Origin of the sequence: Mycobacterium florentinum (genome assembly GCF_010730355.1) — a bacterium.
GTDB lineage: Bacteria > Actinomycetota > Actinomycetes > Mycobacteriales > Mycobacteriaceae > Mycobacterium > Mycobacterium florentinum.
Window position 1 is genome coordinate 3,033,344 of record NZ_AP022576.1, and the last position, 25,134, is coordinate 3,058,477.

Consider the following 25,134-nt stretch of genomic DNA (forward strand, 5'->3'; position numbering starts at 1 on the left):
TCATGCGGGTTTGGGCGTTGAGTGTGCGCTGGCGGCGTTGACTGTGCGGCCACGGCGGCCCGGATCGGCGTGTCGTCGCCCACGCCGCACACTCAACGCCGCCGACGCACGGCGAAGTTGACCTGCTGCTGAACCGACAGTGACCTACTGTGAAATATGCGCTATCGGCAAACCATCTCGGGGACCACGCATTCCTTTGCGGGGCTGGTCGACGTGATGGCGAAGGCGACGCCGCTGCGTTCCGGTGACCAGCTGGCCGGTTGCGCGGCCGATTCGGACGCCGAACGGGCCGCGGCGGCGTGGGTGCTGGCCGACATACCGCTGGCGACATTCCTCAACGACGTGGTGGTGCCGTATGAGACCGACGAGGTCACCCGGCTCATCATCGACAGCCACGATCGCGAGGCGTTCGGCCCGGTCGCGCACCTGACCGTCGGCGGCTTGCGCGACTGGCTGCTGGATGCGGCGTCGCGCGACGACAGCGCGGCACGCATCGCCGCCGTCTCCCCCGGGCTCATCCCGGAGATGGCGGCCGCGGTGTCGAAGATCATGCGCAACCAGGACCTGATCCTGGTGGCCGCCGCCGTGACGGCCACCGCGGCGTTGCGGACGACGATCGGGTTGCCGGGCACGCTGGCCACCCGGCTGCAACCCAACCACCCCACCGACGACCCGCGCGGGATCGCCGCGGCGATGCTCGACGGCCTGCTGATGGGCTGCGGCGACGCGGTGATCGGCATCAACCCGGCGACCGACTCGCCGCACGCGGCGTCGGACCTGCTGCATCTGCTCGACGACATTCGCCAGCGGTTCGCCATCCCCGTGCAGTCCTGCGTGCTGTGCCACGTCACGACCACGATGGAACTGATGGAACAGGGCGCGCCCGTCGACCTGGTTTTCCAGTCGATCGCGGGCACCGAGGGCGCCAATGCGGGCTTCGGCACCTCCATCGCGATGCTGACCGAAGCCAACGAGGCCGCCCGGTCGCTGCGCCGCGGCACGGTCGGCGACAACGTCATGTACCTCGAGACGGGGCAGGGCTCGGCGTTGTCGGCCGGCGCGCATCTCGGCGTGGGCAACCAGCCGGTCGACCAGCAGACGCTGGAGGCGCGCTCCTACGCGGTGGCCCGGGCGCTGGAACCGCTGTTGATCGACACCGTCGTCGGATTCATCGGGCCGGAGTACCTCTACGACGGCAAGCAGATCATCCGCGCCGGGCTGGAAGACAACTTCTGCGGGAAACTGCTCGGCCTGCCGATGGGTGTCGACGTCTGCTACACCAACCACACCGAGGCCGACCAGGACGACATGGACACGCTGCTGACCCTGCTGGGCGCGGCCGGCACCGCATTCGTGATCGCCGTTCCCGGCGCCGACGACATCATGCTCGGTTATCAGAGCCTGTCGTTTCACGACGCGTTGTACGTCCGAAAGGCGTTGGGGCTGCGGCCCGCACCCGAATTCGAAGCATGGCTGGCCAGCCTGGGCATGGCCGACGCCGACGGCCGGATTCTTCCCGTCGACCTGGCGACGTCGCCGCTGCGCGCCTTGGCAGCCGGCTGATGATCGACCTTTGGGCACCGCTGCGGGCCACTACGCGGGCCCGCATCGGACTGGGCCGTGCCGGAAACTCACTGCCGACCCGTCGGGTGCTGGAGTTCCAGGCCGCACACGCCGCGGCGCGCGACGCCGTCCACGAGCCACTCGATGCCGACGACCTGATCGAGCAGCTGAGCCACATCGGGCTCGGTGAGCCGCTGCGGATACACAGCCGGGCGAGGACACGCGGCGAATACCTGCGCCGACCCGATCTCGGCCGCAGCCCCGCGGACCTGTCCGGCTTGCCAAAGACCAAGGCGGACATCGGCTTTGTGCTCGCCGATGGGTTGTCACCTCGTGCGCTGACCGACCACGCCGCGGGAATGGTCGACGCGCTGGTTCGCGAATTCGACGGCCGCTACCGCATTGCCCCGCCGGTCATCGCCAGTCAGGCGCGCGTCGCGCTGGGGGATCACATCGGCGAAGCCCTGGGCGTCACAACGGTTCTGGTGCTTATCGGTGAACGCCCCGGGCTCTCGGTCGCCGACAGTCTGGGCATCTATCTGACGCATCGACCGGCGCCGGGTGTCACCGACGCGGATCGCAACTGCATCTCGAACATCCATCCGCCCGACGGCCTCGCCTACCCGACGGCCGCGGCGGTCGCCGCCGCGCTCGTCACCGGAGCCCGCAAGCTCGGCCGGTCGGGCATCGCCCTCAAAGACCGGTGCGGTGGCTCAGCTGAGATTGGTCGCGGCGGCGCGTAATTCCTCCAATTCCTGACATGCGATGGTGCCCAGGTCTTGGTTCTCGCCGGGTTCGGCCCAGCGCGCGTATGCCGTCTTGAATGCCAAGGCACCCAGCTCGGCGGCCAGTGCCGCGGTCGGCTCGGGCACGCCCCGGGATTGCAGTGCTTCGACCATCGCGAGAGCCAGCCCGATCTGCTTGAGCGCGTTGCGTTCCTGAAGTTCGGCGCTGGCCGCGATCGCGGCCTTGAGCCTGGGGGCAAGCTCCTTGTTGAACGACGTGAACGCCGCCGCGGCCGCTTTCAAGCCGGAGCACACCGCCGCCAGCGGTGTCGCATCGGCGGGCGCCGCCGCAATGCCCTCTCGCAGCAGTTGCGCGATGGCATCCTGACCCGCCGCCAGCACGTCGCGCTTGTCCGGGAAGTGCCGAAAGAACGTGCTCTTGGTCAGGCCCGCGCGTTCGGCGATCTCCGCCACCGTCGTCTGGTCGTATCCGCGTTCGTTGAACAACTCCAGTGCCGCGCCGACCAACCGTGCCCGCGCGTCAGGTTGCCAGCGTGCCATGGCCCCACTGTAGTGATGCGACTTTTATCCCGTCACTGCTGTAGGGTGATGAGACCATAGTCGCATCACATGAACGGAGCTACTCGTGCGCGTATTCGTCACCGGCGCCAGCGGAGGAATCGGCTCGGCCGTCGTCGCACAACTGATCGCCGCCGATCACCAGGTCGTGGGCCTGGCCCGATCCGAAGCCTCGGCCGCGACCATCAGCGGACTCGGCGCCGAGCCGCTGCGCGGAGACATTGCCGACTTCGACGTGTTACAAAAGGCGGCTTACGACGCCGATGGCATTGTCTACCTGGCTTTTTCGCACGACTTCAGCGCCGTCGGCGACGCCGTCGGCGACGAAGCCCGTGCCGTCGCCGCGCTGGGCGACGCGCTGGTCGGCTCCGGTAAGCCGCTGGTGCTCGCAAACGGCACCCCGGCGGCACCTGGACGTGCCAGCACCGAAGACGACCCGTTCAACGTCGAGGGTCCGGTGGCCGGCCGCGGCCGCACCGGCCAGGCCGTCATCGATCTCGCCGGGCGCGGGGTCCGGTCCGCCGTCGTCCGGCTGCCGCGGTCGGTTCACGACGCGAGCGGGCGCTACGGCTTCGCCAGTCTGCTGATCCAAGCCGCACGACAGCGTGGCGTCTCGGGCTACGTCGGTGACGGTTCGCAACGCTGGCCCGCAGTCCACCGCGACGACGCGGCATCGCTGTTCCGGCTCGCGTTGGAAGAAGCCCCTCCCGGGTCGGTGCTGCACGCGGTGGGCGACGAAGGCGACCCGATGCGGGCGATCGCCGAGGTGATCGGCCGCCGACTCGGCCTACCCGTCGAATCCACCCCGGCCGAGAATTTCGGGCCGCTCGGCACCATCTTCGCCGTCGACCAACCGTCGTCGAGCACACTGACTCAGCAGCGATTCGGTTGGCGGCCAACACATCCGAGACTGCTCGAGGACCTGGAAACCGGCTACTACCCCGAGTGAAGCCCATTGACACACCGTCCGGGCGTCTAGTGACGGATTCGACTGTGCGCCCGCGGATTCGAGTGTGCTCTCACGGCGGTGTCGGCCCGCGTGTCGCCGCCCTCACCGCACACTCACCGCCAAGCTTGCCCACTCGACGCCAACTCCAGCAGTAGATCGCGCAGACCCGTCAGCGAGTGCGCCGGCAGGAACAGGTCACAATAGGGCAGGGCCGCGGCCATCGAGCCGGCAAGCGGCTCGAATTCACGCTGTGCCGCACGAGGATTGAGCCAGACCAGCAGCTCGGCGCGACGGCGCAGCCGGGCCATCGCGTGCTCCAGCTCCTCGGGGGGATCGCTGTCCCAGCCGTCGGACGCGACGATCACCACGGCGCCGCGCAGTGCGTTGCCGTGCGGCGGGGCGAGCAGCGCGGCCATGCTGCGGCCGATGAACGTGCCGCCGTAGCGGTCGGTGACCTTGGCGTTGGCCCGCTGCAACGCCATCTCGGCCGACCGGTGCGACAGCACCGAGGTGAGCCGGGTCAGTGACGTCGAAAACGCGAACACCTCGGGCCGAGTTCCCGCCTGGCGCAACACCGCTCGCATCAAATGCAAATAGACCGCGGCGTAGGGCTGCATCGAACGGCTGACATCGCAGAGCAGCACGACCCGCCGGGGCCTGCGGCGCGGGCGGGTCCGCGCCAGCACCATCGATTCCCAGCCGGTGGCCCGCGACGCGTTCATGGTGGCCCGCAGGTCGATGCGCTTGCCGCCGGGGCTGGGCTCGAATCGCAGGCTGCGGCGCCGCGGCCAGCGCGCAACGGTCGCTTCCAGCCAAATGCCAAGCATCCGAAGATCTTCGGGATCGAAACGGTCGAACGGCTCGTCGGCCAGCACGGCGATCCGGCTGGGCAGCACGTCGGGCAGCAGCAGACCCGAGGTCGACGTGTCGTCACCGGTAGCAACGGTCCGCGTCACCCAGGGCAGCTTCTGCGTGGAGGTGGATCCGCCACCACCCGGACGCACCGTACCGGCGGCCGGCGTCTTGGGACCCGGCAGCGGCAGGGGGCTGTCGGGGTGTCCGTTGCCGTCGGGTTCGGCCGCGCCGAACACCGAGGCGAAGACCGCGTCGAAGGCGCCCAGATCCTCCATCCGGTTGACCAATGTCAGCCGGGCCGCCCAATACAGCGCGGTTCTGTTGTCCGGAGGCAACTTTCGCAGCGCCTGCACAAAATTCGCCGGGCCACTGGCGGACACCAACACCCCGACGCGGCGCAGCCGGTCGACCAGCGCCGTCGCGAGCGCCGCCCGGTCGACGCCCCGCAGCAGCAAGGGGGTACCCACGAGCGGCTAACGGCGCCGCAGCAGCACCCAGATCAGCACCAGCGCGGCCACCGCCGCCAGCGCCGGGCCGGCGTATTTCTTGAGCCGGTCGCCACCGGCGAGCTGCAGCAGGTCGATGGGCTCGGGCTCGGGAGCGGGGGCTTGCTGGGTTCCCGGGACCGGGTTCACCCGCCGCGCCGGAATCGGCTCCTCCTCCGACGCCGGCTCCGGCGCCGCCGCGCGGCCGCCCTTCTCGGCGGCCAGCTTGGCCTCCAGCGATTCCACGAACTGCCCCAGCAATTTCTCCGACACCTGCTGCAGCATGCCGCTGCCGAACTGGGCCAGCTTGCCGACGATCTTCAGGTCGGTGTCGACGGTGACGCTGGTGCGCTCGCCGTCCGCCTGCAGCTGCGCGGTGACCGTCGCGGCCGCGTTGCCGGTGCCGCGCGCTTCCTTGCCCTTGCCGTCGATGACGGCGCGGTGCTGATCGCGGTCCTGCTCGACGAAACGCACCTTGCCGCTGAATTCGCTTGTCACCGGCCCTACTTTGACTTTGACCTTGCCGAGATAGTCCTCGCCCTCGTGGCCGATCAGCTGGGCACCGGGCATCAGCGGGATCACTTGCTCCAGGTCGCACAGCACGTCCCAGGCCTGGTCGATGGGCGCACCTACGGTGAACTGGTTGGCAATCTTCATGCTGCGGGTCCTCTCATGTGCGGCTGTACTCGGAAAATGCGTCGCGGATCTGCGTACGGTCGTCGGGCGTCTTGGCCAGCGCCCCCAGGCTCATGGCCGCGGAGTCGTCGACGAGGTCGGCCACGCCCAGCGACACCAGGGCGGCGACCCAGTCGATGGTCTCGGCGACGCCCGGTGGCTTGTCCAGGTCGAGATCGCGTGCACTGCCGACGAATTGGGTGGCCTGTTCGATCAATGGCGCGGCCGCGCCGGGCACCGTGCGCCGGACGATAGCGGCGGCCCGGTCCGGCTCGGGGTAGTCGATCCAGTGGTAGAGACAGCGCCGGCGCAGCGCGTCGTGCAGGTCGCGGCTGCGGTTGGAGGTCAGCACCGCGATCGGCGGGCGCTCCGCGACGAAAGTGCCCAGTTCGGGGACGGTGACTGCGGACTCGCCGAGGAACTCCAGCAGCAGCGCCTCGAATTCATCGTCGGCCCGGTCGATTTCGTCGATCAACAGCACGGGAGGGTTCGGCCCGTGGTGGCGCACGCACTGCAGGATGGGCCGGTCCACCAGATAGGTCTCGGTGTACAGATCCGCTTCCTGGATGCCGGTGCCACGAGCTTCGGCCAGCCGGATGGACAGCAACTGGCGTTGGTAGTTCCAGTCGTAGAGCGCCTCGTTCGCGGTCAGGCCCTCGTAGCATTGCAGCCGCACCATCGGGGTGTTCAGCACTGCCGCAAGGGTTTTCGCTGCGGTGGTCTTGCCGACTCCGGGCTCACCCTCGAGCAGCAACGGCCTGCCGAGCGTGATGGCCAGATAGATCGCCGACGCGGTCCCGGTGTCGAGCAGATAATCCATTGCGTCGAACTGGCGCACCACGTCGTCGGGGCTGCTGAACACCGCCGGCGTCATGCGCCGGCTTTTCCGGCGGCGAATGCCGATCGGCATCCCGGGCAGCAGAACCAGTAGTCGGTGCCCGCCAGCTCGAGGTGTTCGGTGGCGAGGCCGATCGGCACCGTCATGCCGCACACCGGATCGACCGCCTCGGCTGCGCCGCTGGTTTCCGGGACGGTCTGCCGGGTCAGGCTGCCGTCGCGCACGGCGGCGATCAGTTCGGCCGCGATCGACACCGCGATCTCCGCAGGGGTCTTGGCGCCGATGCGCAGCCCGACCGGGGTGTGGATGCGGGCCCGCTCGGCCTCGGAGAGTTCGAGGTCGTTGAGGATCGATGCCCCGCGGACCTTGCTGGCCACCAGGCCGATATAGCCGACGCCGTTATCCAGTGCGGCACGGATGATTTCGGCTTCCGGACCGCCGTGGCTGGCGATCACCACCGCGGTGGTGTCGGAGAGATCGGTGTCACGCCTGGCGTCGTAACCGAGCACCCGGCACACGTCGATCAGCGCGTCGGCGATCGGCGTCGCACCGTAGATCCGAATCAGCGGGGCGGGCAGCTGCGGCGTCAGGAAGATCTCCAGCGACCCGCCGGACAGGCAGGGGTTGACCACCACGCTGGCACCGGCGGCCTCCGGAAAGTGCACGTCCCCGTCGGGAAGCACGCGCAGCAACACACTCTCGCCCGCCTGCAGCACACCCAGGGCCGCCTTGCGCACGGAGTTCTGCGCGCACTGCCCGCCGACGAACCCCTCAATCGTTCCGTCCGCCAACAGGATTGCCTCGTCACCCGGATACGCCGACGTCGGTGGCTGGGCGCGCACCACCGTGGCATGCACGAATGGTGTCCGTGCCGCCAACAGTTGCCGAGCCCGCTCGCTGATCGCCGTCATCGCGCAGTCCCTAGATCGGCGGTCTGGCGCGGCCCTGCATGGCCTCCCAGACCCGCGACGGCGTCAGCGGCATATCGGCGTGCCGAACCCCGAACGGCGCCAACGCATCCACCACGGCGTTGACCACCGCGGGCGGCGAACCGACCGTCGCCGATTCGCCGATCCCCTTCGCGCCGATCGGGTGATGCGGCGACGGCGTCACGGTGTGCCCGGTTTCCAGGTGCGGCACCTCGAGGGCGGTCGGGATCAGGTAGTCCATCAGCGACCCGCCCAGGCAGTTGCCCTCCTCGTCGAAGGCGATCATCTCCATCAGTGCCATCCCGATGCCGTCGACGATGCCGCCGTGCACCTGGCCCTCAATGATCATCGGATTGATCTGTGTGCCGCAGTCGTCGACGGCGAGGAAGCGCCGCACCTTGACCACCGCGGTGCCCGGATCGATATCCACCACACAGAAATACGCGCCGTAGGGATAGGTCAGGTTCTCCGGGTTGTAGCAGATCTGGGCGTCCAGCCCACCCTCGATACCCTCCGGGAGATCACCGGCGCCGTGCGCGCGCATCGCGATGTCCTGAATCGTGACCGCTGCGGACGGATCACCCTTGACGTGGAATTTGCCCTTCTCCCAATCCAAGTCGGCGACCGAAACCTCGAGCATGCCCGACGCGATGATCTTCGCCTTGTCACGGACCTTGCGGGCCACCAATGCCGCGGCCGCCCCGGACACCGGCGTGGAGCGGCTGCCGTAGGTGCCCAGCCCGAACGGCGTCTGATCGGTGTCGCCGTGTACGACATCGATGTCGTCGGGCGGGATGCCCAGCTCCTCGGCGACGATCTGCGCGAACGTCGTCTCATGGCCCTGGCCCTGCGTCTGCACCGAAAGCCGCACCACCGCCTTACCGGTGGGGTGCACCCGCAACTCGCAGCCGTCGGCCATACCGAGGCCGAGGATGTCCATATCCTTGCGCGGGCCGGCGCCGACGGCCTCGGTGAAGAAGGACATGCCGATGCCCATCAGCTCGCCGCGCTCGCGTTTGGCTGCCTGCTCGGCCCGTAGCGCGTCATAGCCGATCATGTCCATGGCCTTGCGCATGGTGGTCTCGTAGTCACCGGAGTCGTAAACCCAGCCGGTCTTACTGCGGTACGGGAACTGGTCGGGCCGCAGCAGGTTTCGCAGCCGCAGCTCGGCCGGGTCCATCTTCAGGTCGAACGCCAGGCAATCCACCAGCCGCTCAACGAAATACACCGCCTCGGTGATCCGGAACGAACACGCATACGCCACCCCGCCGGGTGCCTTGTTGGTGTATACCGCGGTCATGTGGCAGTAGGCGGCTTCGATGTCGTAGCTGCCGGTGAACACCCCGAAAAAGCCCGCCGGGTACTTCACCGGCGCCGCGGTGCCGTTGAATGCGCCGTGGTCGGCCAGCACGGTGGACCGGATCGCCAGGATCTTTCCCTCGTTGGTGGCGGCGATCTCGCCGACCATGATGTAGTCGCGGGCGAAGCCGGTGGACGTCAGGTTCTCGCTGCGGTCCTCCATCCACTTCACCGGCTTGCCCAGCAGCAGCGAGCCGACGATCGCGCACACGTAGCCGGGGTAGATCGGCACCTTGTTTCCGAATCCGCCGCCGATGTCGGGCGAGATCACCTGGATCTTGTGCTCGGGCAGGCCGGCGACCAACGCGTACAGGGTGCGGTGCGCGTGCGGCGCCTGGCTGGTGGACCACAGCGTCAACTTGCCGGTAACCGGATCCAAATCGGCTACCGCACCGCAGGTTTCCATCGGCGCCGGGTGGACCCGGGGGTAGACGATCTCCTGCTTGACGACGACGTCGGCTTTGGCGAACACCGCATCGGTGGCCGCCGCGTCACCGGTCTCCCAGTCGAAGCAGTGGTTGTCGGTCTTGCCGTCCAGGTCGGTCCGGATCACCGGGGCCGACGGATCCAGCGCGGTGCGGACATCGACGACAGGGTCCAGCGGGTCGTATTCGACGTCGATCAGCTCCAGCGCGTCGCGGGCCGAATACCGGTCCTCGGCAACGACAAACGCGACCTCCTGACCCTGGAAACGCACCTTGTCGGTGGCCAGCACCGCCTGCACGTCGTTGGACAGCGTCGGCATCCAGGCCAGGCCCTTGGCGGCCAGGTCGGCGCCGGTCACCACCGCCTTGACCTTCGGATGTGCTTGCGCGGCAGTCACATCGATGCCGACGATAGTGGCGTGCGCGTACGGCGAACGCAGGATCGCCAGGTGCAGCATGCCGGGCAGCGCGATGTCGTCGACGTAGCGACCCCGGCCGCGGATGAAGCGGGGATCCTCCTTGCGCATCATCCGGCCGTAGCCGCACGGCTTTTGGTCGTTGTCGGCCAGGTCTTCCGGCGACGGCGGGCGGGATTCGATGGTCGTCATGAGCCGGCCTCCACTGGTGCGGCATGCGACGCGGCCCATTGAATGGACCGCACGATCGTGGTGTACCCGGTGCAGCGGCAGATCTGCCCCGAAATCGCCTCCCGGATGGTCTCCTCGTCGGGGTTCGGGTCGCGGTCCAGCAGGGCGCGGGCGGTGATCATCATTCCCGGTGTGCAGAAACCGCATTGCAGGCCGTGGCAGCGCATGAAGCCTTCCTGCACCGGGTCCAGCTCGCCGTCGGTCGCGAGACCTTCGACGGTGCGCACACTGTGGCCCGACGCCATCACGGCGAGCATCGTGCAGGATTTCACCGGCACGCCGTCGACATCGACCACGCACGTTCCGCAATTGCTGGTGTCGCAACCCCAGTGAGTTCCGGTGAGCCGCAACTGATCGCGCAGGAAATGCACGAGCAGCATCCGGGGTTCGACGTCGGCGGTCACCTGCTCGCCGTTGACGGTCATATTCACCTGCATGACTAGTTCCCTTCTGCGCGTACTCGTTCGGCGGCGGTGCGCAAGGTTCGAGTGGTCAATTCGGCGGCCAGGTGCCGCTTGTATTCGGCGGTGCCGCGGCCATCGGTCACCGGGTCGCAGGCCTGCGCGGCAAGCCGGCCCGCGTCGGCGAATACCCCGTCGGTGGCCGGCCGCCCGGCCAGCCCGGCCGCCACGTCGGCCAGTGCCGTCCGGTCGGCGTTGACGGCGGTCAGGCCCAGCCGGGCCGCGGTGATTACGGCACCGTCCAGGGTGAGCGCCGCGCCCACCGCCGCCACGGCCCAATCACCCACGCGCCGTTCGACTTTGGCATAGGCGCTGGACGAGTTGTGTCGCAGCGGGATTCGCACCTCGACGAGCATCTCGTTGAAGGCCAGTGCGGTTTCGTAGGGCCCGACGATGAAGTCGTCGATCGGTATTTCGCGTTCGCCCGACGGCCCGCGGGCCAGGCACACCGCGTCCAGCGCCTCGCACACGGTCGACAGATCCTCGGCCGGATCCGCCTGGCACAGCGAGCCCCCCAGGGTGCCGCGATTGCGGACCACCGGGTCGGCGATGACGCGTTCGGCGTCGCGGAAGATCGGGCACACGGCGGCCAGCGGGTCGGAGTCCAGCAGCTCGCGGTGACGGGTCATGGCGCCGATGCGGACCAGGGTCGGGTCGGTGATCACGTACCCGAGCTCGAGCGCCAGGTCGTTGATGTCGACGAGGTATTCGGGGTTGGCGATGCGCAGCTTCATCATCGGCAGCAGGCTGTGTCCGCCGGCGACGACTCGCGCCCCCTCCCCCAACCGATCCAGTAATCCGATGGCGTGGTCGACACTGGTTGCACGTTCGTATTCGAAGGGGCCGGGGACCTGCATGTGACGCACCTCACTTGGAAGGGGAACACAAGTGTCGGCCGCTCTGACAAGGGCGTCAATAGCGAGTTAAGCGCTCGTTGAAGTCGCCTCGAACCCGCCAGTGACCTGCTGTTCCGGCGCCTCGTGGTGGATTCGGCCGGCCAGCCGGGCCAGCGGCAAACCACCGCCACCCCAGCGCCGGGCGATGATGTCGGCCGCGATCGAGACCGCGGTCTCCTCCGGCGTTCGGGCGCCCAGATCCAGCCCGATCGGGCTGGTGAGCCGGCTCAGCTCGGCGTCGGTCAGCCCGATCGCCCGCAGCCGCGCCATTCGGTCGTCGTGCGTGCGCCGCGAGCCCATCGCCCCCACGTACCCGACCCGCGGCAGGCGCAGCGCCACTTCGAGCACCGGGACGTCGAACTTCGGGTCGTGGGTGAGCACGCAGATCACCGTGCTCTCGTCGACGGCGCCCGCCTCCGCCTGGGCGGCGAGGTAGCGGTGTGGCCAGTCGACGACGACATGCTCGGCCGCCGGAAATCGGGCCCGCGTGGCAAACACCGAACGCGCGTCGCACACCGTGACGCGGTAGCCGAGGAAGGCGCCCTGCTGCGCCAGGGCGGCGGCGAAATCGATGGCGCCGAACACCAGCATCCGCGGCTGTGGGGCGTAGCTGGAGACGAACACCTCCATGCCTTCGCCGAGCCGCTGCCCGTCGGGCCCGTATTCGAGCACCTCGCTGCGGCCCACCGCGAGCAGCCCGCGCGCGTCGTCGGCGACCGCGGCGTCGGCGCGCGCCGATCCCAGCGACCCCGCCTCCGCATCCGGGCGGACGACGAGCCGCCGGCCGATCCACCGCGCGTCGGGATGGCCGATGACGGTCGCAACCGCGACCGGACGTTGCTCATCGATGTCTTCGTAGACCACGCCTAGTTCGGGAAAGGTCTTCTGAGATACCGCCTCGACGAAGATGTCGATGATGCCACCGCACGTCAGGCCGACCGCGAAGGCGTCGTCGTCGCTGACTCCGTAGCGTTCCAGCCGCGGTGTTCCGGTCTGCGTCACCTCGGTAGCGGCTTGGTAGACAGCGCCTTCCACGCAACCGCCCGACACCGAACCGCTCACCGAGCCGTCCGGTGCGACCACCATCGAGGCTCCGGGCAGTCGCGGTGCCGACCGAAAAGTTCGCACCACGGTCCCCAGACCCGCGGTGTCACCGGCGCGCCAAATCTTCATTAGTTCGGCAAGCACGTCTCGCACACTTCCCAAAGTAGGCTCATAAGCATGACTCCGGCTCAACTTCGGGCCTATTCGGCGGTGGTTCGGTTGGGCTCGGTGCGAGCCGCCGCCGCGGAACTCGGTGTTTCCGACGCCGGAATCTCGATGCATGTCGCGGCGCTGCGCAAAGAACTCGGCGACCCGCTGTTCACCAGAACCGGTGCGGGGCTGGCGTTCACGCCCGGCGGGCTGCGACTGGCCAGCCGCGCGGTCGAAATCCTGGGTCTGCAGCAACAAACCGCGATCGAGGTCACCGAGGCGGCGCACGGGCGCCGGTTGTTGCGGATCGCGGCGTCGACGGCGTTCGCCGAACACGCGGCGCCCGGCCTGATCGAGTTGTTCTCGTCGCGGGCCGACGACCTGTCGGTGGAGTTGAGCGTGCATCCGACGAGCCGGTTCCGCGAGCTGATCGCCTCGCGCGCCGTCGACATCGCGATCGGCCCGGCCAGCGAGAGCTCGGCGGCTCCCGACGAGTCAATCTTCGTGCGGCCCTTCCTGAAATACCAGATCATCACCGTCGTCGCACCGAATAGTCCACTGACTGCGGGCATTCCGGCGCCGAGCATGTTACGTCAGCAGCAGTGGATGCTCGGGCCGTCGGCGGGCAGCGTGGATGGCGAGATCGCAATCATGCTGCGCGGCTTGGCAATTCCAGAGTCGCAGCAGCGAATCTTCCAGAGCGATGCGGCCGCACTCGAGGAGGTGCAACGGGTCGGCGGTGTGGCGTTGACGATAGGCTTCGCCGTCGCCAAGGACCTCGCTGCGGGCAGGCTGGTGCATGTGACCGGCCCGGGCCTTGATCGGTCGGGCGAGTGGTGCGCGATGACGCTGGCGCCCGCGGCGCGTCAGCCGGCGGTGTCCGAGCTGGTCCGCTTCATCACGACGCCGCGGTGTATCCAGGCGATGATCCGCGGATCCGGCGTCGGGGTGACGAGGTTTCGCCCCAAGGTTCACGTCACGCTGTGGAGCTGAGCGCCCCACCCCTTCTCCCCCATGCGTCGAGTGTGCGGCCAGGCCGCCGCCGCGTCGAACGTGCTCTCAGGGCGGAAAAATAGCCGAAAACTCGCCATCAGAGCACGTTCGACGAAAGGGACGGGCGACGACGGGCGGCGGGCCGAGGTGACGGCGTTTACCAGGCGCGGCCGAGATCCCCGTGCTGACGGATCCAGGCGTGCATCGCGATCCCGGCGGCGACGCCGGCGTTGATGCTGCGCGTCGAGCCGAACTGCGCGATCGACACCGTGAGCGCCGCACCCAGCCGGGTGTCGTCGGTGATGCCCGGTCCCTCCTGGCCGAACACCAATAGACATTCGCGCGGTAGTGCGGCTTCCTCGAGCCGCGCGGCGCCCGGCACGTTGTCCACCGCGACCACGCTCAAACCCGCGGCCGTCGCGAAATCCAGCAACTCGGCGGTGCTGTCGTGATGGCAGAGCCGTTGATAGCGATCGGTCACCATGGCGCCGCGGCGATTCCAGCGACGCCGCCCGACGATGTGCACGGTATCCACCGCGAAGGCGTTGGCGGTACGCACCACCGAACCGATATTCGCGTCGTGGCCGAAGTTCTCGATCGCGATGTGTAGCGGATGCCGGCGATGATCGATGTCGGCGATGATCGCTTCGCGGGTCCAATACCGGTAAGCGTCAACAACATTGCGAGTATCGCCGTCGCGCAAAAGAATTGGGTCATAACGCGGGTCGTCTGGAAGATCGCCCACCCAGGGCCCGACGCCCGCGGCCGGTGGGACCGCCCATTCGGTGGGCCCAGGCCCGGGCTCGCTCATCGCTGCGTCCACACACCCGCGTGGGTGCCGACGATCGCCACCGTCGCATAGAGCAACGCCTGGTTGATCTCACCCTGCGTGCACAACGACGCGGAGACGCGCACCGCATCCAGCGAGGCGTCGGGCAGGATCAGCACCGACGACCCGTACACCGCGCACGCCGGGTTCAGGCCGCGACCGGGAAGGGTCGGCGACGCCAGCAGCATCATGGGTCCGCCGCGACGGGCGGAGTCGTCGCGGTACCGGGCCGCGAGGGATTCGGCCTGCAACCCCAGCAGCATGTAGCCGTTGCCGGTGAAGGCCCCCGGATCGCCGAGTTGCGCCTTGGTCACCGGGGTTCCGTCGGCGCGCCAGGCCGACAGCGTGGTGGTCTGGACCACCAGGCCCGTGTCGTTGACGTTGGTCGGCATCAACCCGATCGGAAACGCGGCGGGGTACGCAGCGGAGGTGTCGGCGATCCGGTCCCGCTCCGAATAGCTGTACACGCCGCGCACCTGGCTGCGATCCTTCAGCGGACCAAGGCAGACCGCGCCGGTCATCCGGTCGGGGGGCGCCGACAGCGGCGACCGGATATCGCGCACGGTGGCCATCGCGTTGTCGCAGCTGCCCAGCCCGGCGGCTTCCATCGGGTGGGCGAGCGCGCCGTAAAGCCCGAACCGGATGTCCTCGGGTTTGGCGTGCGGCTTCTTCGGGTCCGTCGGTGCGGCGTCGACGTCGACCAACACATAGTCGCCATCCCAGCGCAGGTTCGACACCGACATGTTCCAGCCCAGCAGCGCCAGCGATTCACCCAGCCGCGCACCCTGAGCGCCGTACGGGCGGACGGCATGATTGGAATCCGAACAGCCCATCAGGCAGGTGGCCAAACAGACTGCTATCGCAAGGAAAGTGCGCACAGCGGTGAAGCCCTAGCCCAACCCCAGATCGGCCAGGCCCAGCACGCTGCGGTACAGCAGCCCCTCGGCCTGGATGGCCTCCGCGGCGCCGGTCGCGCGGTCCACGACGGTGGCCACGCCGACGACTTCGGCTCCCGCGTCCTGGACGGCGTGCACCGCGGTCAACGCCGAGCCACCGGTGGTGCTGGTGTCTTCGACCACCAGCACCCGTTGACCTGACACCTCGGATCCCTCGATAAGACGTTGCAGGCCATGGGCTTTCGCGGACTTGCGCACTACAAAGGCATCGATCGGACGTCCGGGCGCGTGCATGATGGCGGTCGCGACCGGATCGGCGCCCAGGGTCAGCCCGCCGACGACCGCGTAATCCCAGTCGGCGGTGAGTTCACGCATCAGCACGCCGATCAGGGCGGACGCGCGGTGGTGCAGTGTGGCCCGGCGCAGGTCGACGTAGTAGTCGGCCTCTTTGCCCGACGACAGGGTGACCCGGCCGTGCACCACCGACAGGCGGCGCACCAGTTCGGCCAGCTCGTCGCGATCAGACATGTTGCAGCGCAATAGCTTTCAGCGCTGGAAGTTGGTGGCCTGTTGGCCGTTACGCCCCGTCGACGACGGCGGGCGCCGGATGGCTTCGGTACGGCCCTCGTCGCGGCGGGCCGACTCCGGGGCGCGGCGACCGGCGTCTCCCACCAGCCCGGATACGTCCTGTGCCGAGCGCCGGGGCGGCAGCTCCGCCCGCCCGGCCGGGGCCAGCGGACGACTCGGTGCCGCACTGCGCGGTCCGCCGTGCTCGTCGCTGTCGGCGGGCACCGGCGGCAACACTCGCAATAGGTCGTTGAACTGGCGCACCGTGCGCAGGCCCTCGTCCCACTGGGTGCGCGTACTGGAAACCGGCATCGCGACCAGCGTCCAGTTCTGCTCGTTCCACATGATCTCCGCGGAGTCCGGCGCGGTGTGCGCGAAGGTGACCATCCGCCGGTCGCAGGCCCGACGGGCCGCGTCCAGGTTGGTCGAGTACACCATCCGCGGGCCGATCGCCCCCAGCAGCCAGATGTCACTCTCGCGCGGCTCTTTGAGTCCCTTCAGCCGCAGGTCGACGACGACGTTGGTGCCCACCTTGCGGTGCAAGGCGATCACCGTGGCGACCTCGTCGAGATCGAAGATGTACACCGCTTCGCCGCGGATCTGCCCCAGCACGACGTTGTGGGCGGGAACATCGCCGACCGTCGACATCACGCCGCGCTTCCAGCGCTTGAGGATGTCGGTCGATTCGCGCTCGTAGTCGAATCCGTGCGAGCGGGCCCACGATTTACGGCGCCTGCTGCGCCCCCGCCGACGATCGACGTCGACGTACAGCAACACCACCGCGCCGACGAAGCACAGCGCGGAGAGCGTGAACCAGAGGGGGACCATCCTAAGTAGCGTATCTGCTATGGCACCGGAACCAAGAATGCGACCTGGTCACAACCACATTAAGGTTTGCTGGCCCACGTAGGGTTTCATCCATGGTCTACGAGGGTTACCAGCTAATTCGCGTCGCCGCGGCCGACGGCGTTTGCCGGGCGACGATCGACCACCCCCCGATCAATCTGCTGGACGTGCCGTTGCTGAACGAGTTCGACCGGCTGGCTTGCGAGGTCGCGGCCGACGACGACGTACGCGTGCTGGTCGTCGACTCGGCCGACCCCGAAATGTTCATTGCCCACGCCGACGTGGGACTGGTCCTGGACCTGCCGCCCGACGACATCGGGCCGCACGACGAGCTGTCGTTGTTCCACGCCGTAACCGAGCGGGTTCGGACGCTGCCCAAGGCCACTATCGCCGTCATCGAGGGCGTCTGCCGCGGCGGCGGCTGCGAGTTCGCGATGGCGTTCGACATGCGGTTCGCCGCACTCGGCGCGACGGTGCTCGGTCATCCCGAGTTGGCCGTCGGCATCATCCCGGGCGGCGGCGGCACCCAGCGGCTGCCCCGGCTGGTGGGCCGGGCGCGCGCCCTGGAAGTCATCCTCGGGTGCATGGACATCGACGCCGAGACGGCCGAAGCCTGGGGATATGTGAACCGCGCACTGCCGAGCGATCGGCTCCGGCGATTCGTCGACAAGCTCGCCGGCCGCATCGCGTCGTCGCAGGCGGTGGCCATCGCCAACGCGAAGCGCGCGGTCGACGCCGCCACAGGCAATGACCTCCCGACCGGTTTACGCATCGAGGATCAGCTGTTCCGCGAAACGCTTGCCCAGCCGGCCGCCCGTCAACTGCTGCAGGCAGTGATCGACGCCGGCGCCCAGACCCGTGACTTCGAGCTGGGCGACCGGCGCCGCTAAGAACACGCCGAACGTGCTCTGAGGGCGGAAAAATCGCTCAATTCTCGCCATGAGAGCACGTTCGGCGAAGGTGGCGCGCCGCGAAGGTGGCGCGCCGCGTGGGCGGCCGGCGAAGGTGGCGCGCCGCGCAGGCGGCGCGAGAGCGCGGGCGACCGGCGAAGGTGGCCGGCCGCCAGAGACAACTAGCCCAGGATCAGGCCGTCGCCGTCCGGGTTGACGTTGACCGGAACGGTGTCGCCGTCGTGCACTTCCCCGGACAGCAGCATCTTGGCGAGCTGGTCGCCGATGGCCTGCTGCACCAGCCGGCGCAACGGCCGCGCGCCATAGACGGGGTCGAACCCGCGCTGCGCCAACCACTTCTTGGCCGGCACCGACACCTCGAGCGTCAGCCGCCGCTGTGCCAGGCGCTTGCCCAGCTGGGCGAGCTGGATGTCGACGATCTCGACCAGCTCTTCGGGGTTCAGCCCGTCGAAGATCAGCACATCGTCGAGCCGGTTGATGAACTCCGGCTTGAACGCCGAGCGCACGGCGGCCATCACCTGCTCCTCGCTGCCGCCCGAACCGAGGTTGGACGTCAGGATCAGGATCGTGTTGCGGAAGTCGACCGTGCGGCCCTGCCCGTCGGTCAGCCGGCCCTCGTCGAGCACCTGCAGCAGCACGTCGAACACGTCGGGGTGGGCCTTTTCGACCTCGTCGAACAGCACGACGGTGTAAGGCCGCCGGCGCACCGCCTCGGTCAGCTGGCCGCCCTGGTCGTAGCCGATGTAGCCGGGAGGGGCACCGACCAGGCGAGCCACCGAGTGCTTCTCGCCGTACTCGCTCATGTCGATGCGGACCATCGCCCGGTCGTCGTCGAACAGGAAGTCCGCCAACGCCTTGGCCAGCTCCGTCTTGCCGACGCCGGTGGGGCCCAGGAACATGAACGATCCGGTGGGCCGGTTGGGGTCGGCGACGCCGGCCCGGCTGCGGCGCACCGCGTCGGACACGGCCTGCACGGCCTTGCGCTGCCCGACCACGCGCCTGCCCAGCTCGTCTTCCATCCGCAGCAGCTTGGCGGTCTCGCCTTCCAGCATCCGGCCGGCCGGGATGCCCGTCCACGCCGACACCACGTCGGCGATGTCGTCGGGACCGACCTCTTCCTTGAGCATCACGTTCTCGCGAGCCTCGGCCTGCGGCAGCGCGGCGTCGAGCTTCTTCTCCACTTCCGGGATGCGCCCGTAGCGCAGCTCGGCGGCCTTGGCCAGGTCGCCGTCGCGCTCGGCACGGTCGGACTCCCCGCGCAACACCTCCAGCTGTTCCTTGAGGTCGCGGACGACGTCGATCGCGCTCTTCTCGTTCTGCCACCTAGTGGTCAGCTCGGCCAGCTTCTCCTTCTGGTCGGCCAGCTCGGAGCGCAGTTTTTCCAGCCGCTCCTTGGACGCCTCGTCCTCTTCCTTGGCCAGCGCCATCTCTTCGATCTCGAGACGACGCACCAGGCGTTCGACCTCGTCGATCTCGACGGGCCGCGAGTCGATCTCCATCTTCAGCCGGCTGGCCGCCTCGTCGACCAGGTCGATGGCCTTGTCCGGCAGGAAGCGGGCGGTGATGTAGCGGTCGGACAGCGTGGCCGCGGCCACCAGGGCCGAGTCGGTGATGCGCACGCCGTGGTGCACCTCGTAGCGGTCCTTCAGCCCGCGCAGGATGCCGACGGTGTCCTCGACCGAGGGTTCGCCGACCAGCACCTGCTGGAAGCGCCGCTCCAGGGCGGCGTCCTTCTCGATGTACTTGCGGTACTCGTCGAGCGTGGTCGCACCGACCAGCCGCAGCTCACCGCGGGCCAGCATCGGCTTGATCATGTTGCCGGCGTCCATCGCGCCCTCGCCGGTCGCGCCGGCTCCCACGATGGTGTGCAGCTCGTCGATGAAGGTGATGATCTGCCCGGCGGAGTTCTTGATGTCGTCGAGCACGGCCTTGAGCCGCTCCTCGAACTCACCGCGGTACTTGGCGCCGGCCACCATCGAACCGAGGTCGAGGGAGACCACGGTCTTGTCGCGCAGACTCTCGGGCACGTCGCCGGCGACGATGCGCTGGGCTAGGCCCTCCACGATCGCGGTCTTGCCGACGCCGGGCTCGCCGATCAGCACCGGGTTGTTCTTGGTGCGACGAGAGAGTACTTGCACGACGCGGCGAATCTCGTTGTCCCGCCCGATAACCGGGTCGAGCTTGCCCTCGCGGGCCCGCTCGGTCAGGTCGGTGGAGTACTTCTCCAAAGCCTGATAGGTGGACTCGGGATCGGCGCTGGTGACCCGGGCGCTGCCGCGGACCTTGACGAACGCCTCCCGCAGCGCCTGGGGTGACGCGCCGTGTCCGGTGAGCAGTTTGGCGACGTCGGAGTCGCCGGTGGCCAGGCCCACCATCAGGTGTTCGGTGGAGACGTACTCGTCGTCCATCTCGGTGGCCAGCTGCTGGGCCGTGGTGATCGCCGCCAGGGATTCACGGGACAGCTGCGGCTGCGAGCTGGAGCCGCTGGCCTGGGGCAGCCGCTCGAGCAGGTGCTCGGTCTCGTCGCGAATGGTCGCGGGCTCGACGCCGACAGCCTCCAGCAGGGGTGCGGCGATTCCGTCGTTCTGCGTCAGCAGCGCCAACAGCAGATGAGCCGGCCTGATCTCAGGGTTACCGGCAGCGCTGGCGGCCTGCAGGGCTGACGTCAGGGCCGCTTGCGTCTTGGTGGTCGGGTTAAAAGAGTCCACGACACCTCCGTTCGGGTATAGGGAAAATGCTTGTCGCGTTGTTCAACGTCGTCAAGGTTGAGTCTGTTCCGCTCAAGTTTAGATTCTTTGGAGGAATTTCGCACCATGGACGACGACTCCGCCCTTGCGCCGCCGCCGCGCAGGATTCCGGTCGTCTTCCGGCTGGCCGAGGCGCTGCCGTTTCGCTGGCGGTACGTCTGGACGCTGTTCGTGGTCGCGATCGCACCCATCGTGCTGTGGATCAAAGTGCCCGTGGCCTTCGCCGCGGCGGCGGTACTCACCCTGGCCGGGATCTACGCCGCACACCTGCTCGCCGCACGGGTGCGAATCGGATTACTCAAGTGGGGCCGGGTCGCAACCATCACTGGCACTGAAACAGTTTCGCGTGCAACACGTTTCAATGCCCGGCTGGCGACGGCGCAGGGATGGGCGGTCACGCGCAAGCGCGTCGACGGCGCCAACATCAAGACCAGGGTCTCCTACGCGCTGGACGGCCACCGGGGAGAGCTCGTGGTGCATGGACGGGAATACGTCGACGGGGTGATCCTGGCGGACGAGCGCAATCCCGCACTGGCCCGGTCGGTGACCGCTTTCGCCTATGACCTCGACCGCGATGAGACCGGTAACTGGGCCGGCACGCTGCGTCCCCGGCTACGAGTGGGGATGGCCAGCTGGCTGGTCATCGTGATCGGCTGGCTGGTCCTGGCCGCTTTCGCAGCGACCGGGATGCGCACCGACCTCGCGGACAACGGCCTGTCCACCAACGTCCCCAGCGGTGGCACCTTGCAGGTCAGCGGGTCCGGCACCACGAAGACGATCCCCTGCAACGGCGGCTATCTCTCGGTGAGCGGTGTGAACAACACGATCGCCGTCACCGGCCACTGCACCAGCGTGAGCATCGCCGGCAAGGGGAATCAAGTCACGATCGACAGCACGGACGCGATCAGCACCGCGGGCACGGGCAACGTCGTGACCTACCACTGGGGCTCCCCGAACGTCGCCAACGCCGGGACGTCGAACACCGTCGGGCAGGGCTGATCCGCCTGGCCGAGTTTAGAATCGGCCTCCGTGGGCTTAGAGGACTCCGATGCGTTGCGGGTGCTGCGCGATGCGCTGGCCCCGGACGACTCGGGCGCCGGCGGCGAACTCGTCCACCACTTTTACACCCACTGGTTCGCCCTCGACGTGTCGGTGCGCGACTTGTTTCCACCCGAAATGGACGCTCAGCGAGCCGCTTTCGGCCACGCGCTGCACTGGGTCTACGGCGAGCTGGTGGAGCAGCGCGCCCAGGAGCCGGTGGCCTTTCTCGCCCAGCTCGGCCGGGATCACCGCAAATACGGTGTGCTGCCAAGCCATTACGAGTCGTGCCGGCGCGCGCTGTATTCGACGCTGCGCACCCGGTTGAGCGATGCTTGGACCGACGCCGTCGACGAGGCGGCCAGTCAGTCGCTGAACCTGATCACCGGGGTGATGAGCGGCGCCGCGGATGCCGAAGAGGGACCGGCTTGGTGGGACGGCACCGTCGTCGAGCACCAGCGGGTCTCCCGCGACCTTGCGGTCGTTCGCCTGCGGCTGGACCGGCCGATGCACTATCACCCCGGCCAGTACGTCAACGTCCAGGTCCCGCAGTGCCCGCGACGCTGGCGATTCCTCAGCCCCGCGATGCCGGCCGACCCCGACGGCGGGACCGAGTTTCACGTCCGCCAGGTCCCCGGCGGCCTAGTCAGCACCGCGATCGTCAACGAAAGCCGGCCGGGCGACCGATGGCGGTTATCCAGCCCGCACGGCGGCCTGCAGGTCGACCGCAACGGTGCTGACGTGCTGATGGTGGCCGGCAGCACCGGTTTGGCACCGCTGCGGTCGCTGATCTTGGACCTGTCGCGCTACGCGGAGAATCCGCGGGTGCACCTCTTCTTCGGCGCGCGCTACCGCTGCGAGCTCTACGACCTGCCGACGTTGTGGCAGGTTGCCGCGCACAACCCCTGGCTGTCGGTGTCGCCGGTGTCCGAATACAACAGCGACCCCACCTGGGCCGCGGACTATCCGGACGTCACGCCGCCGCGAGGCCTGCACGTCCACCAAATCGGCCGGCTCCCCGACGTCGTCACCAAATACGGCGGTTGGGGCGACCGGCAGATCCTGGTCTGCGGCGGACCGGCCATGGTCCAGGCGACCAAGGCCGCACTGATCGCCAAAGGTGCCCCGCCGGAGCGCATTCAGCACGACCCACTGAGCCGATAGCGCGCCGGCCCGCGACGATGCGGGCCGGCGCGGCCCGCTGAGAAGCCGGCCAATTCAAGCTAGGCTGACCGCGTGCACGTCGTGACCCTGCGCGATCCGTCGTCATCGTTGGTCGCGCAGTTCGTGCCGGACGGGGGCATGATCGGTAGCTCGCTGACCGACTCCGGGGTGGAGTTGCTGGGTCAGCGGCGCGGCCTGGATGCCTATATCGAAGCGGGCAAGACCATGGGCATCCCGATTCTGTACCCCTGGGCAAATCGCTTGGGCGGCAACACTTATACGGCCGAGAACGTGACCGTGGAGTTGACGCCGGGTGAAAACGGGGTGCGGGCGGATCCCAACGGGCTGCCCATCCACGGCACCCTTGCCGCCTATCGGGGCTGGCGGGTGGTGAACGAGTCGGCCAACGAGTTGACCGCCGAAGTGGACTTCGGCGCGCAGCCGCGGCTGCTGGCCAGCTTCCCGTATCCGCATCTGCTGACGGTGTCCGTGCGACTGGCCGAACGGACGTTGACGGTGCGCACCACCGTCACCGCGACGGGTGATATCGCGGTCCCGCTGTGCTTCGGCTTTCATCCGTATCTGCGGGTGCCTGAGGCGGGGCGCAGCGAGTGGATCATCGAGACACCGCCGCTGCGGCATTTGAGTCTCGACGAGCGGGGCCTGCCCACCGGCGGGTCTTCGGAGCAGTCTGCCAAGCAGGAGCCGTTGGGGGACAATACTTTTGACGATGCCTACGACCAGGTGGCCGAAGGCGCGGTGTTCGCGGTGTCCGGCGGCGGGCGGCGGCTGGAAGTGCGCTTCGAGCAAGGGTATTCGGCGGCCCAGATCTTCGCACCGCCCGGCGAGGACGTGGTGTGCTTCGAGCCGATGACCGCGCCGACCGATGCGCTCAGCCGCGGCAACTACCCCAGTGCGCGTCCCGGCGACCCGGCGGTCGCGGTGTTCTCGATTCGCGCCTAGCGGCCTTTACGCGGCTGCCACACCACCAGCGCGGTACTCTTGGGCACCACCGCGACATCGCGGCGCTGGTTGTTACGCAGCACCGCGATCTCCTCGGCCATTTCCTTCAGCCGCGATTGCAGCGCCTCGACCTGATTGGTCAGCTCGATGATCCGCTTGATGCCGGCCAGGTTGACGCCCTCGTCCTGCGAGAGCCGCTGCACCTCGCGCAGCAGATCCACGTCGTGCTGCGAATAACGCCGTCCGCCACCGGAAGTGCGGCTCGGGATGACCAGGCCGAGGCGATCGTAGGTGCGCAGCGTCTGCGCATGCATGCCGGCCAGTTCGGCCGCTACCGAGATCAAGAAGGTCCGGGCCTCTTCTCGCTTGGGGTTTTTCGCCATCAGCGATTACCCGCCCATCCCGCCCGGGGATTGAAGCCGCTGGAGCGCTCGGCCTCCGCATACGCCTCGAGCGCCTCCTGCGCGGCGCCTTCCAGGTTCGGCGGCACAGCGACTTTCACAGTGACCAGCAGGTCTCCGCTGCCGCCGCTGCGCTTGGGCACACCGCGTCCGCGCACCCGCAGGATCCGGCCGTCGGCTGTGCCCTTGGGCACCCGCACGCCGACTTTGCCGTCCAGCGTGGGAACCGAAAGCGTTGAGCCCAAAGCCAATTCACTGAAACTGACCGGAACCGTCACGGTGAGGTCGTCGCCGTCTCGACCGAAGACCTTGTCTGGGCGCACATGCACCGTCACGTACAGGTCACCCGATGGCGCACCGCGCAGTCCAGCCTCGCCCTGCCCGGGCAGCCGGATCCGTTGTCCGTCTTCGACGCCGGGAGGGATCCGCACGTTGATGGTGCGGGTGCGGGTGGTGACGCCGGTGCCCTTGCACTCGTCGCAGGGGTGCTCGATGATCGAGCCGCTGCCCCGGCAGTCGGTGCAGGGCTCGGAGAAACCGAACGCACCCTGGTTGCTGCTGACCACACCGGCGCCGTTACAGGTGGGGCACACCTTCGGGCTGGTGCCCGGACGTGCCCCGCTGCCATGGCAATTGGTGCAGGGCGCCGGGCTGGTCAGCCGCAGCGGCATCGCGACGCCATTGGCGGCCTCGACGAAGTCCAGCTCGGTCTCGGTCTCCAGATCGTTGCCGCGTCGGGGCCGGCTGGGACGAGCGCCCGCGCCGCGTCCGAACAACCCACCGAAGAGGTCACCGATGTTGGTGCCCCCGCTGCGGCCGGCGGCGTCGAACAGATCGTTGAGATTGAACTCGGCGCCGTCACCGCCCACGTTGAAGCCACCGAAGCCGCCGGTGTCGAACCGTCGACCGCCAAGGCCACCACCGGCGAAGAGCCGGCGGGTTTCGTCGTACTCCTTGCGCTTGGTGGCATCCGAGAGCACGTTGTGTGCTTCCGACACCGCTTTGAACCGTTCGCCCGCGGCGGGGTTGTCGGGATTCGCATCCGGATGCAGGTCGCGTGCCAACTTTCGGTAGGCGCGCTTTATCTCTTCGGGGCTGGCGTCGGGGGAGACGCCAAGCTCCTTGTAGAAGTCCTTTTCGACCCATTCACGCTGAGCCATGTCGCGTCACCCCCTTTCACCTTTCGCTATTTCTGCTGT

Annotated in this window: 23 protein-coding genes and 1 pseudogene; 8 read left to right on the top strand and 16 right to left on the bottom strand. The window is 68.3% G+C overall.

Annotation, left to right across the window (positions count from 1 at the left end; all coding sequences use genetic code 11):
• The first annotated feature begins 156 nt into the window (after nt 1-156).
• A complete protein-coding gene (locus G6N55_RS14400; protein WP_085222646.1) occupies nt 157-1,563 on the top strand; it encodes an ethanolamine ammonia-lyase subunit EutB in 1,407 nt (468 codons plus the stop codon).
• A complete protein-coding gene (eutC, locus tag G6N55_RS14405) occupies nt 1,563-2,306 on the top strand; it encodes an ethanolamine ammonia-lyase subunit EutC (RefSeq protein ID WP_085222645.1) in 744 nt (247 codons plus the stop codon). Before G6N55_RS14400 ends, eutC begins: the two co-directional genes overlap by 1 nt.
• On the opposite strand, the gene G6N55_RS14410 is transcribed toward eutC, so the two are convergent.
• Nucleotides 2,277-2,849 carry a TetR/AcrR family transcriptional regulator gene (locus tag G6N55_RS14410; protein ID WP_085222644.1) on the bottom strand — a complete coding sequence of 191 codons (573 nt, stop codon included), beginning with the start codon at nt 2,847-2,849 and terminating at the stop codon, nt 2,277-2,279. The two genes, eutC and G6N55_RS14410, sit on opposite strands and share 30 nt — an antisense overlap.
• A gap of 85 nt (nt 2,850-2,934) precedes the next feature.
• On the opposite strand from G6N55_RS14410, the gene G6N55_RS14415 reads away from it, so the two are divergent.
• Nucleotides 2,935-3,816, top strand: a complete 882-nt coding sequence (locus tag G6N55_RS14415; protein WP_085222643.1) for an SDR family oxidoreductase — start codon at nt 2,935-2,937, stop codon at nt 3,814-3,816.
• A 113-nt stretch (nt 3,817-3,929) separates the two neighbouring features.
• On the opposite strand, the gene G6N55_RS14420 is transcribed toward G6N55_RS14415, so the two are convergent.
• From G6N55_RS14420 to G6N55_RS14455, 8 genes and pseudogenes are all read right to left on the bottom strand, one after another.
• Nucleotides 3,930-5,138, bottom strand: coding sequence for a vWA domain-containing protein (locus G6N55_RS14420; RefSeq protein WP_085222642.1), 1,209 nt, complete (start codon nt 5,136-5,138; stop codon nt 3,930-3,932).
• 6 nt (nt 5,139-5,144) lie between these two features.
• Nucleotides 5,145-5,813 (bottom strand): SRPBCC family protein, encoded by a 669-nt coding sequence (locus G6N55_RS14425; protein ID WP_085222641.1) that lies wholly within the window; start codon nt 5,811-5,813, stop codon nt 5,145-5,147.
• 13 nt (nt 5,814-5,826) lie between these two features.
• Nucleotides 5,827-6,705 (bottom strand): AAA family ATPase, encoded by an 879-nt coding sequence (locus tag G6N55_RS14430; protein WP_085222640.1) that lies wholly within the window; start codon nt 6,703-6,705, stop codon nt 5,827-5,829.
• A gap of 134 nt (nt 6,706-6,839) precedes the next feature.
• A pseudogene (locus G6N55_RS14435) lies at nt 6,840-7,580 on the bottom strand (XdhC family protein); the annotation flags it as partial.
• Between the two features lie 10 nt (nt 7,581-7,590).
• Nucleotides 7,591-9,990, bottom strand: a complete 2,400-nt coding sequence (locus tag G6N55_RS14440) for an aerobic carbon-monoxide dehydrogenase large subunit (RefSeq protein WP_085222638.1) — start codon at nt 9,988-9,990, stop codon at nt 7,591-7,593.
• On the bottom strand, nt 9,987-10,466 hold the full coding sequence (locus G6N55_RS14445) for a (2Fe-2S)-binding protein (RefSeq protein ID WP_085222637.1): 480 nt from the start codon (nt 10,464-10,466) through the stop codon (nt 9,987-9,989). The genes G6N55_RS14440 and G6N55_RS14445 overlap by 4 nt, the downstream gene beginning before the upstream one ends.
• A gap of 2 nt (nt 10,467-10,468) precedes the next feature.
• Nucleotides 10,469-11,347 (bottom strand): FAD binding domain-containing protein, encoded by an 879-nt coding sequence (locus tag G6N55_RS14450; RefSeq protein ID WP_085222636.1) that lies wholly within the window; start codon nt 11,345-11,347, stop codon nt 10,469-10,471.
• A gap of 66 nt (nt 11,348-11,413) precedes the next feature.
• Complete coding sequence (locus tag G6N55_RS14455; RefSeq protein WP_169718499.1) at nt 11,414-12,583, bottom strand: XdhC family protein; 1,170 nt, start codon at nt 12,581-12,583, stop codon at nt 11,414-11,416.
• Between the two features lie 24 nt (nt 12,584-12,607).
• On the opposite strand from G6N55_RS14455, the gene G6N55_RS14460 reads away from it, so the two are divergent.
• Nucleotides 12,608-13,573, top strand: a complete 966-nt coding sequence (locus G6N55_RS14460; RefSeq protein WP_085222634.1) for a LysR family transcriptional regulator — start codon at nt 12,608-12,610, stop codon at nt 13,571-13,573.
• Nucleotides 13,574-13,730: 157 nt separating this feature from the next.
• Here the strand turns inward: G6N55_RS14460 and G6N55_RS14465 are convergent, their stop codons facing one another.
• The 4 genes from G6N55_RS14465 to ttfA are packed head-to-tail and all read right to left on the bottom strand — an operon-like array spanning nt 13,731 to nt 16,693.
• Nucleotides 13,731-14,384 (bottom strand): TrmH family RNA methyltransferase, encoded by a 654-nt coding sequence (locus tag G6N55_RS14465; protein ID WP_085222633.1) that lies wholly within the window; start codon nt 14,382-14,384, stop codon nt 13,731-13,733.
• On the bottom strand, nt 14,381-15,235 hold the full coding sequence (locus G6N55_RS14470; protein ID WP_139826900.1) for a hypothetical protein: 855 nt from the start codon (nt 15,233-15,235) through the stop codon (nt 14,381-14,383). Before G6N55_RS14470 ends, G6N55_RS14465 begins: the two co-directional genes overlap by 4 nt.
• Nucleotides 15,236-15,292: 57 nt before the next feature.
• On the bottom strand, nt 15,293-15,826 hold the full coding sequence (gene pyrE / locus G6N55_RS14475) for an orotate phosphoribosyltransferase (RefSeq protein WP_085222631.1): 534 nt from the start codon (nt 15,824-15,826) through the stop codon (nt 15,293-15,295).
• 18 nt (nt 15,827-15,844) lie between these two features.
• Nucleotides 15,845-16,693 (bottom strand): trehalose monomycolate transport factor TtfA, encoded by an 849-nt coding sequence (ttfA, locus tag G6N55_RS14480; protein WP_085222630.1) that lies wholly within the window; start codon nt 16,691-16,693, stop codon nt 15,845-15,847.
• Nucleotides 16,694-16,785: 92 nt separating this feature from the next.
• On the opposite strand from ttfA, the gene G6N55_RS14485 reads away from it, so the two are divergent.
• Complete coding sequence (locus G6N55_RS14485) at nt 16,786-17,601, top strand: enoyl-CoA hydratase/isomerase family protein (RefSeq protein ID WP_085222629.1); 816 nt, start codon at nt 16,786-16,788, stop codon at nt 17,599-17,601.
• Between the two features lie 182 nt (nt 17,602-17,783).
• On the opposite strand, the gene clpB is transcribed toward G6N55_RS14485, so the two are convergent.
• Nucleotides 17,784-20,330, bottom strand: coding sequence for an ATP-dependent chaperone ClpB (gene clpB / locus G6N55_RS14490; protein ID WP_085222628.1), 2,547 nt, complete (start codon nt 20,328-20,330; stop codon nt 17,784-17,786).
• Nucleotides 20,331-20,435: 105 nt separating this feature from the next.
• On the opposite strand from clpB, the gene G6N55_RS29815 reads away from it, so the two are divergent.
• From G6N55_RS29815 to G6N55_RS14505, 3 genes are all read left to right on the top strand, one after another.
• Nucleotides 20,436-21,368 (top strand): DUF3060 domain-containing protein, encoded by a 933-nt coding sequence (locus G6N55_RS29815; RefSeq protein ID WP_232079007.1) that lies wholly within the window; start codon nt 20,436-20,438, stop codon nt 21,366-21,368.
• A 30-nt stretch (nt 21,369-21,398) separates the two neighbouring features.
• Complete coding sequence (locus G6N55_RS14500; RefSeq protein WP_085222627.1) at nt 21,399-22,571, top strand: FAD-binding oxidoreductase; 1,173 nt, start codon at nt 21,399-21,401, stop codon at nt 22,569-22,571.
• 72 nt (nt 22,572-22,643) lie between these two features.
• Nucleotides 22,644-23,534 (top strand): aldose 1-epimerase, encoded by an 891-nt coding sequence (locus G6N55_RS14505; protein WP_085222626.1) that lies wholly within the window; start codon nt 22,644-22,646, stop codon nt 23,532-23,534.
• Here the strand turns inward: G6N55_RS14505 and G6N55_RS14510 are convergent.
• Nucleotides 23,531-23,917, bottom strand: a complete 387-nt coding sequence (locus G6N55_RS14510) for a heat shock protein transcriptional repressor HspR (protein WP_085222625.1) — start codon at nt 23,915-23,917, stop codon at nt 23,531-23,533. The genes G6N55_RS14505 and G6N55_RS14510 overlap by 4 nt on opposite strands.
• On the bottom strand, nt 23,917-25,095 hold the full coding sequence (gene dnaJ / locus G6N55_RS14515; protein WP_085222624.1) for a molecular chaperone DnaJ: 1,179 nt from the start codon (nt 25,093-25,095) through the stop codon (nt 23,917-23,919). Before dnaJ ends, G6N55_RS14510 begins: the two co-directional genes overlap by 1 nt.
• Between the last annotated feature and the right edge of the window lie 39 nt (nt 25,096-25,134).

Excerpts from the sequence above, each read along its gene's own strand:
- G6N55_RS14410 (WP_085222644.1), bottom strand. The coding sequence starts at position 2,849 with ATGGCACGCTGGCAACCTGACGCGCGGGCACGGTTGGTCGGCGCGGCA.
- G6N55_RS29815 (WP_232079007.1), top strand. The coding sequence starts at position 20,436 with ATGGACGACGACTCCGCCCTTGCGCCGCCGCCGCGCAGGATTCCGGTC.
- G6N55_RS14485 (WP_085222629.1), top strand. The coding sequence starts at position 16,786 with ATGGTCTACGAGGGTTACCAGCTAATTCGCGTCGCCGCGGCCGACGGC.
- dnaJ (WP_085222624.1), bottom strand. The coding sequence starts at position 25,095 with ATGGCTCAGCGTGAATGGGTCGAAAAGGACTTCTACAAGGAGCTTGGC.
- pyrE (WP_085222631.1), bottom strand. The coding sequence starts at position 15,826 with ATGTCTGATCGCGACGAGCTGGCCGAACTGGTGCGCCGCCTGTCGGTG.
- G6N55_RS14430 (WP_085222640.1), bottom strand. The coding sequence starts at position 6,705 with ATGACGCCGGCGGTGTTCAGCAGCCCCGACGACGTGGTGCGCCAGTTC.
- G6N55_RS14440 (WP_085222638.1), bottom strand. The coding sequence starts at position 9,990 with ATGACGACCATCGAATCCCGCCCGCCGTCGCCGGAAGACCTGGCCGAC.
- G6N55_RS14400 (WP_085222646.1), top strand. The coding sequence starts at position 157 with ATGCGCTATCGGCAAACCATCTCGGGGACCACGCATTCCTTTGCGGGG.
- ttfA (WP_085222630.1), bottom strand. The coding sequence starts at position 16,693 with ATGGTCCCCCTCTGGTTCACGCTCTCCGCGCTGTGCTTCGTCGGCGCG.
- G6N55_RS14460 (WP_085222634.1), top strand. The coding sequence starts at position 12,608 with ATGACTCCGGCTCAACTTCGGGCCTATTCGGCGGTGGTTCGGTTGGGC.
- G6N55_RS14465 (WP_085222633.1), bottom strand. The coding sequence starts at position 14,384 with ATGAGCGAGCCCGGGCCTGGGCCCACCGAATGGGCGGTCCCACCGGCC.
- eutC (WP_085222645.1), top strand. The coding sequence starts at position 1,563 with ATGATCGACCTTTGGGCACCGCTGCGGGCCACTACGCGGGCCCGCATC.
- G6N55_RS14425 (WP_085222641.1), bottom strand. The coding sequence starts at position 5,813 with ATGAAGATTGCCAACCAGTTCACCGTAGGTGCGCCCATCGACCAGGCC.
- G6N55_RS14445 (WP_085222637.1), bottom strand. The coding sequence starts at position 10,466 with ATGCAGGTGAATATGACCGTCAACGGCGAGCAGGTGACCGCCGACGTC.
- G6N55_RS14470 (WP_139826900.1), bottom strand. The coding sequence starts at position 15,235 with ATGGGCTGTTCGGATTCCAATCATGCCGTCCGCCCGTACGGCGCTCAG.
- G6N55_RS14510 (WP_085222625.1), bottom strand. The coding sequence starts at position 23,917 with ATGGCGAAAAACCCCAAGCGAGAAGAGGCCCGGACCTTCTTGATCTCG.
- G6N55_RS14450 (WP_085222636.1), bottom strand. The coding sequence starts at position 11,347 with ATGCAGGTCCCCGGCCCCTTCGAATACGAACGTGCAACCAGTGTCGAC.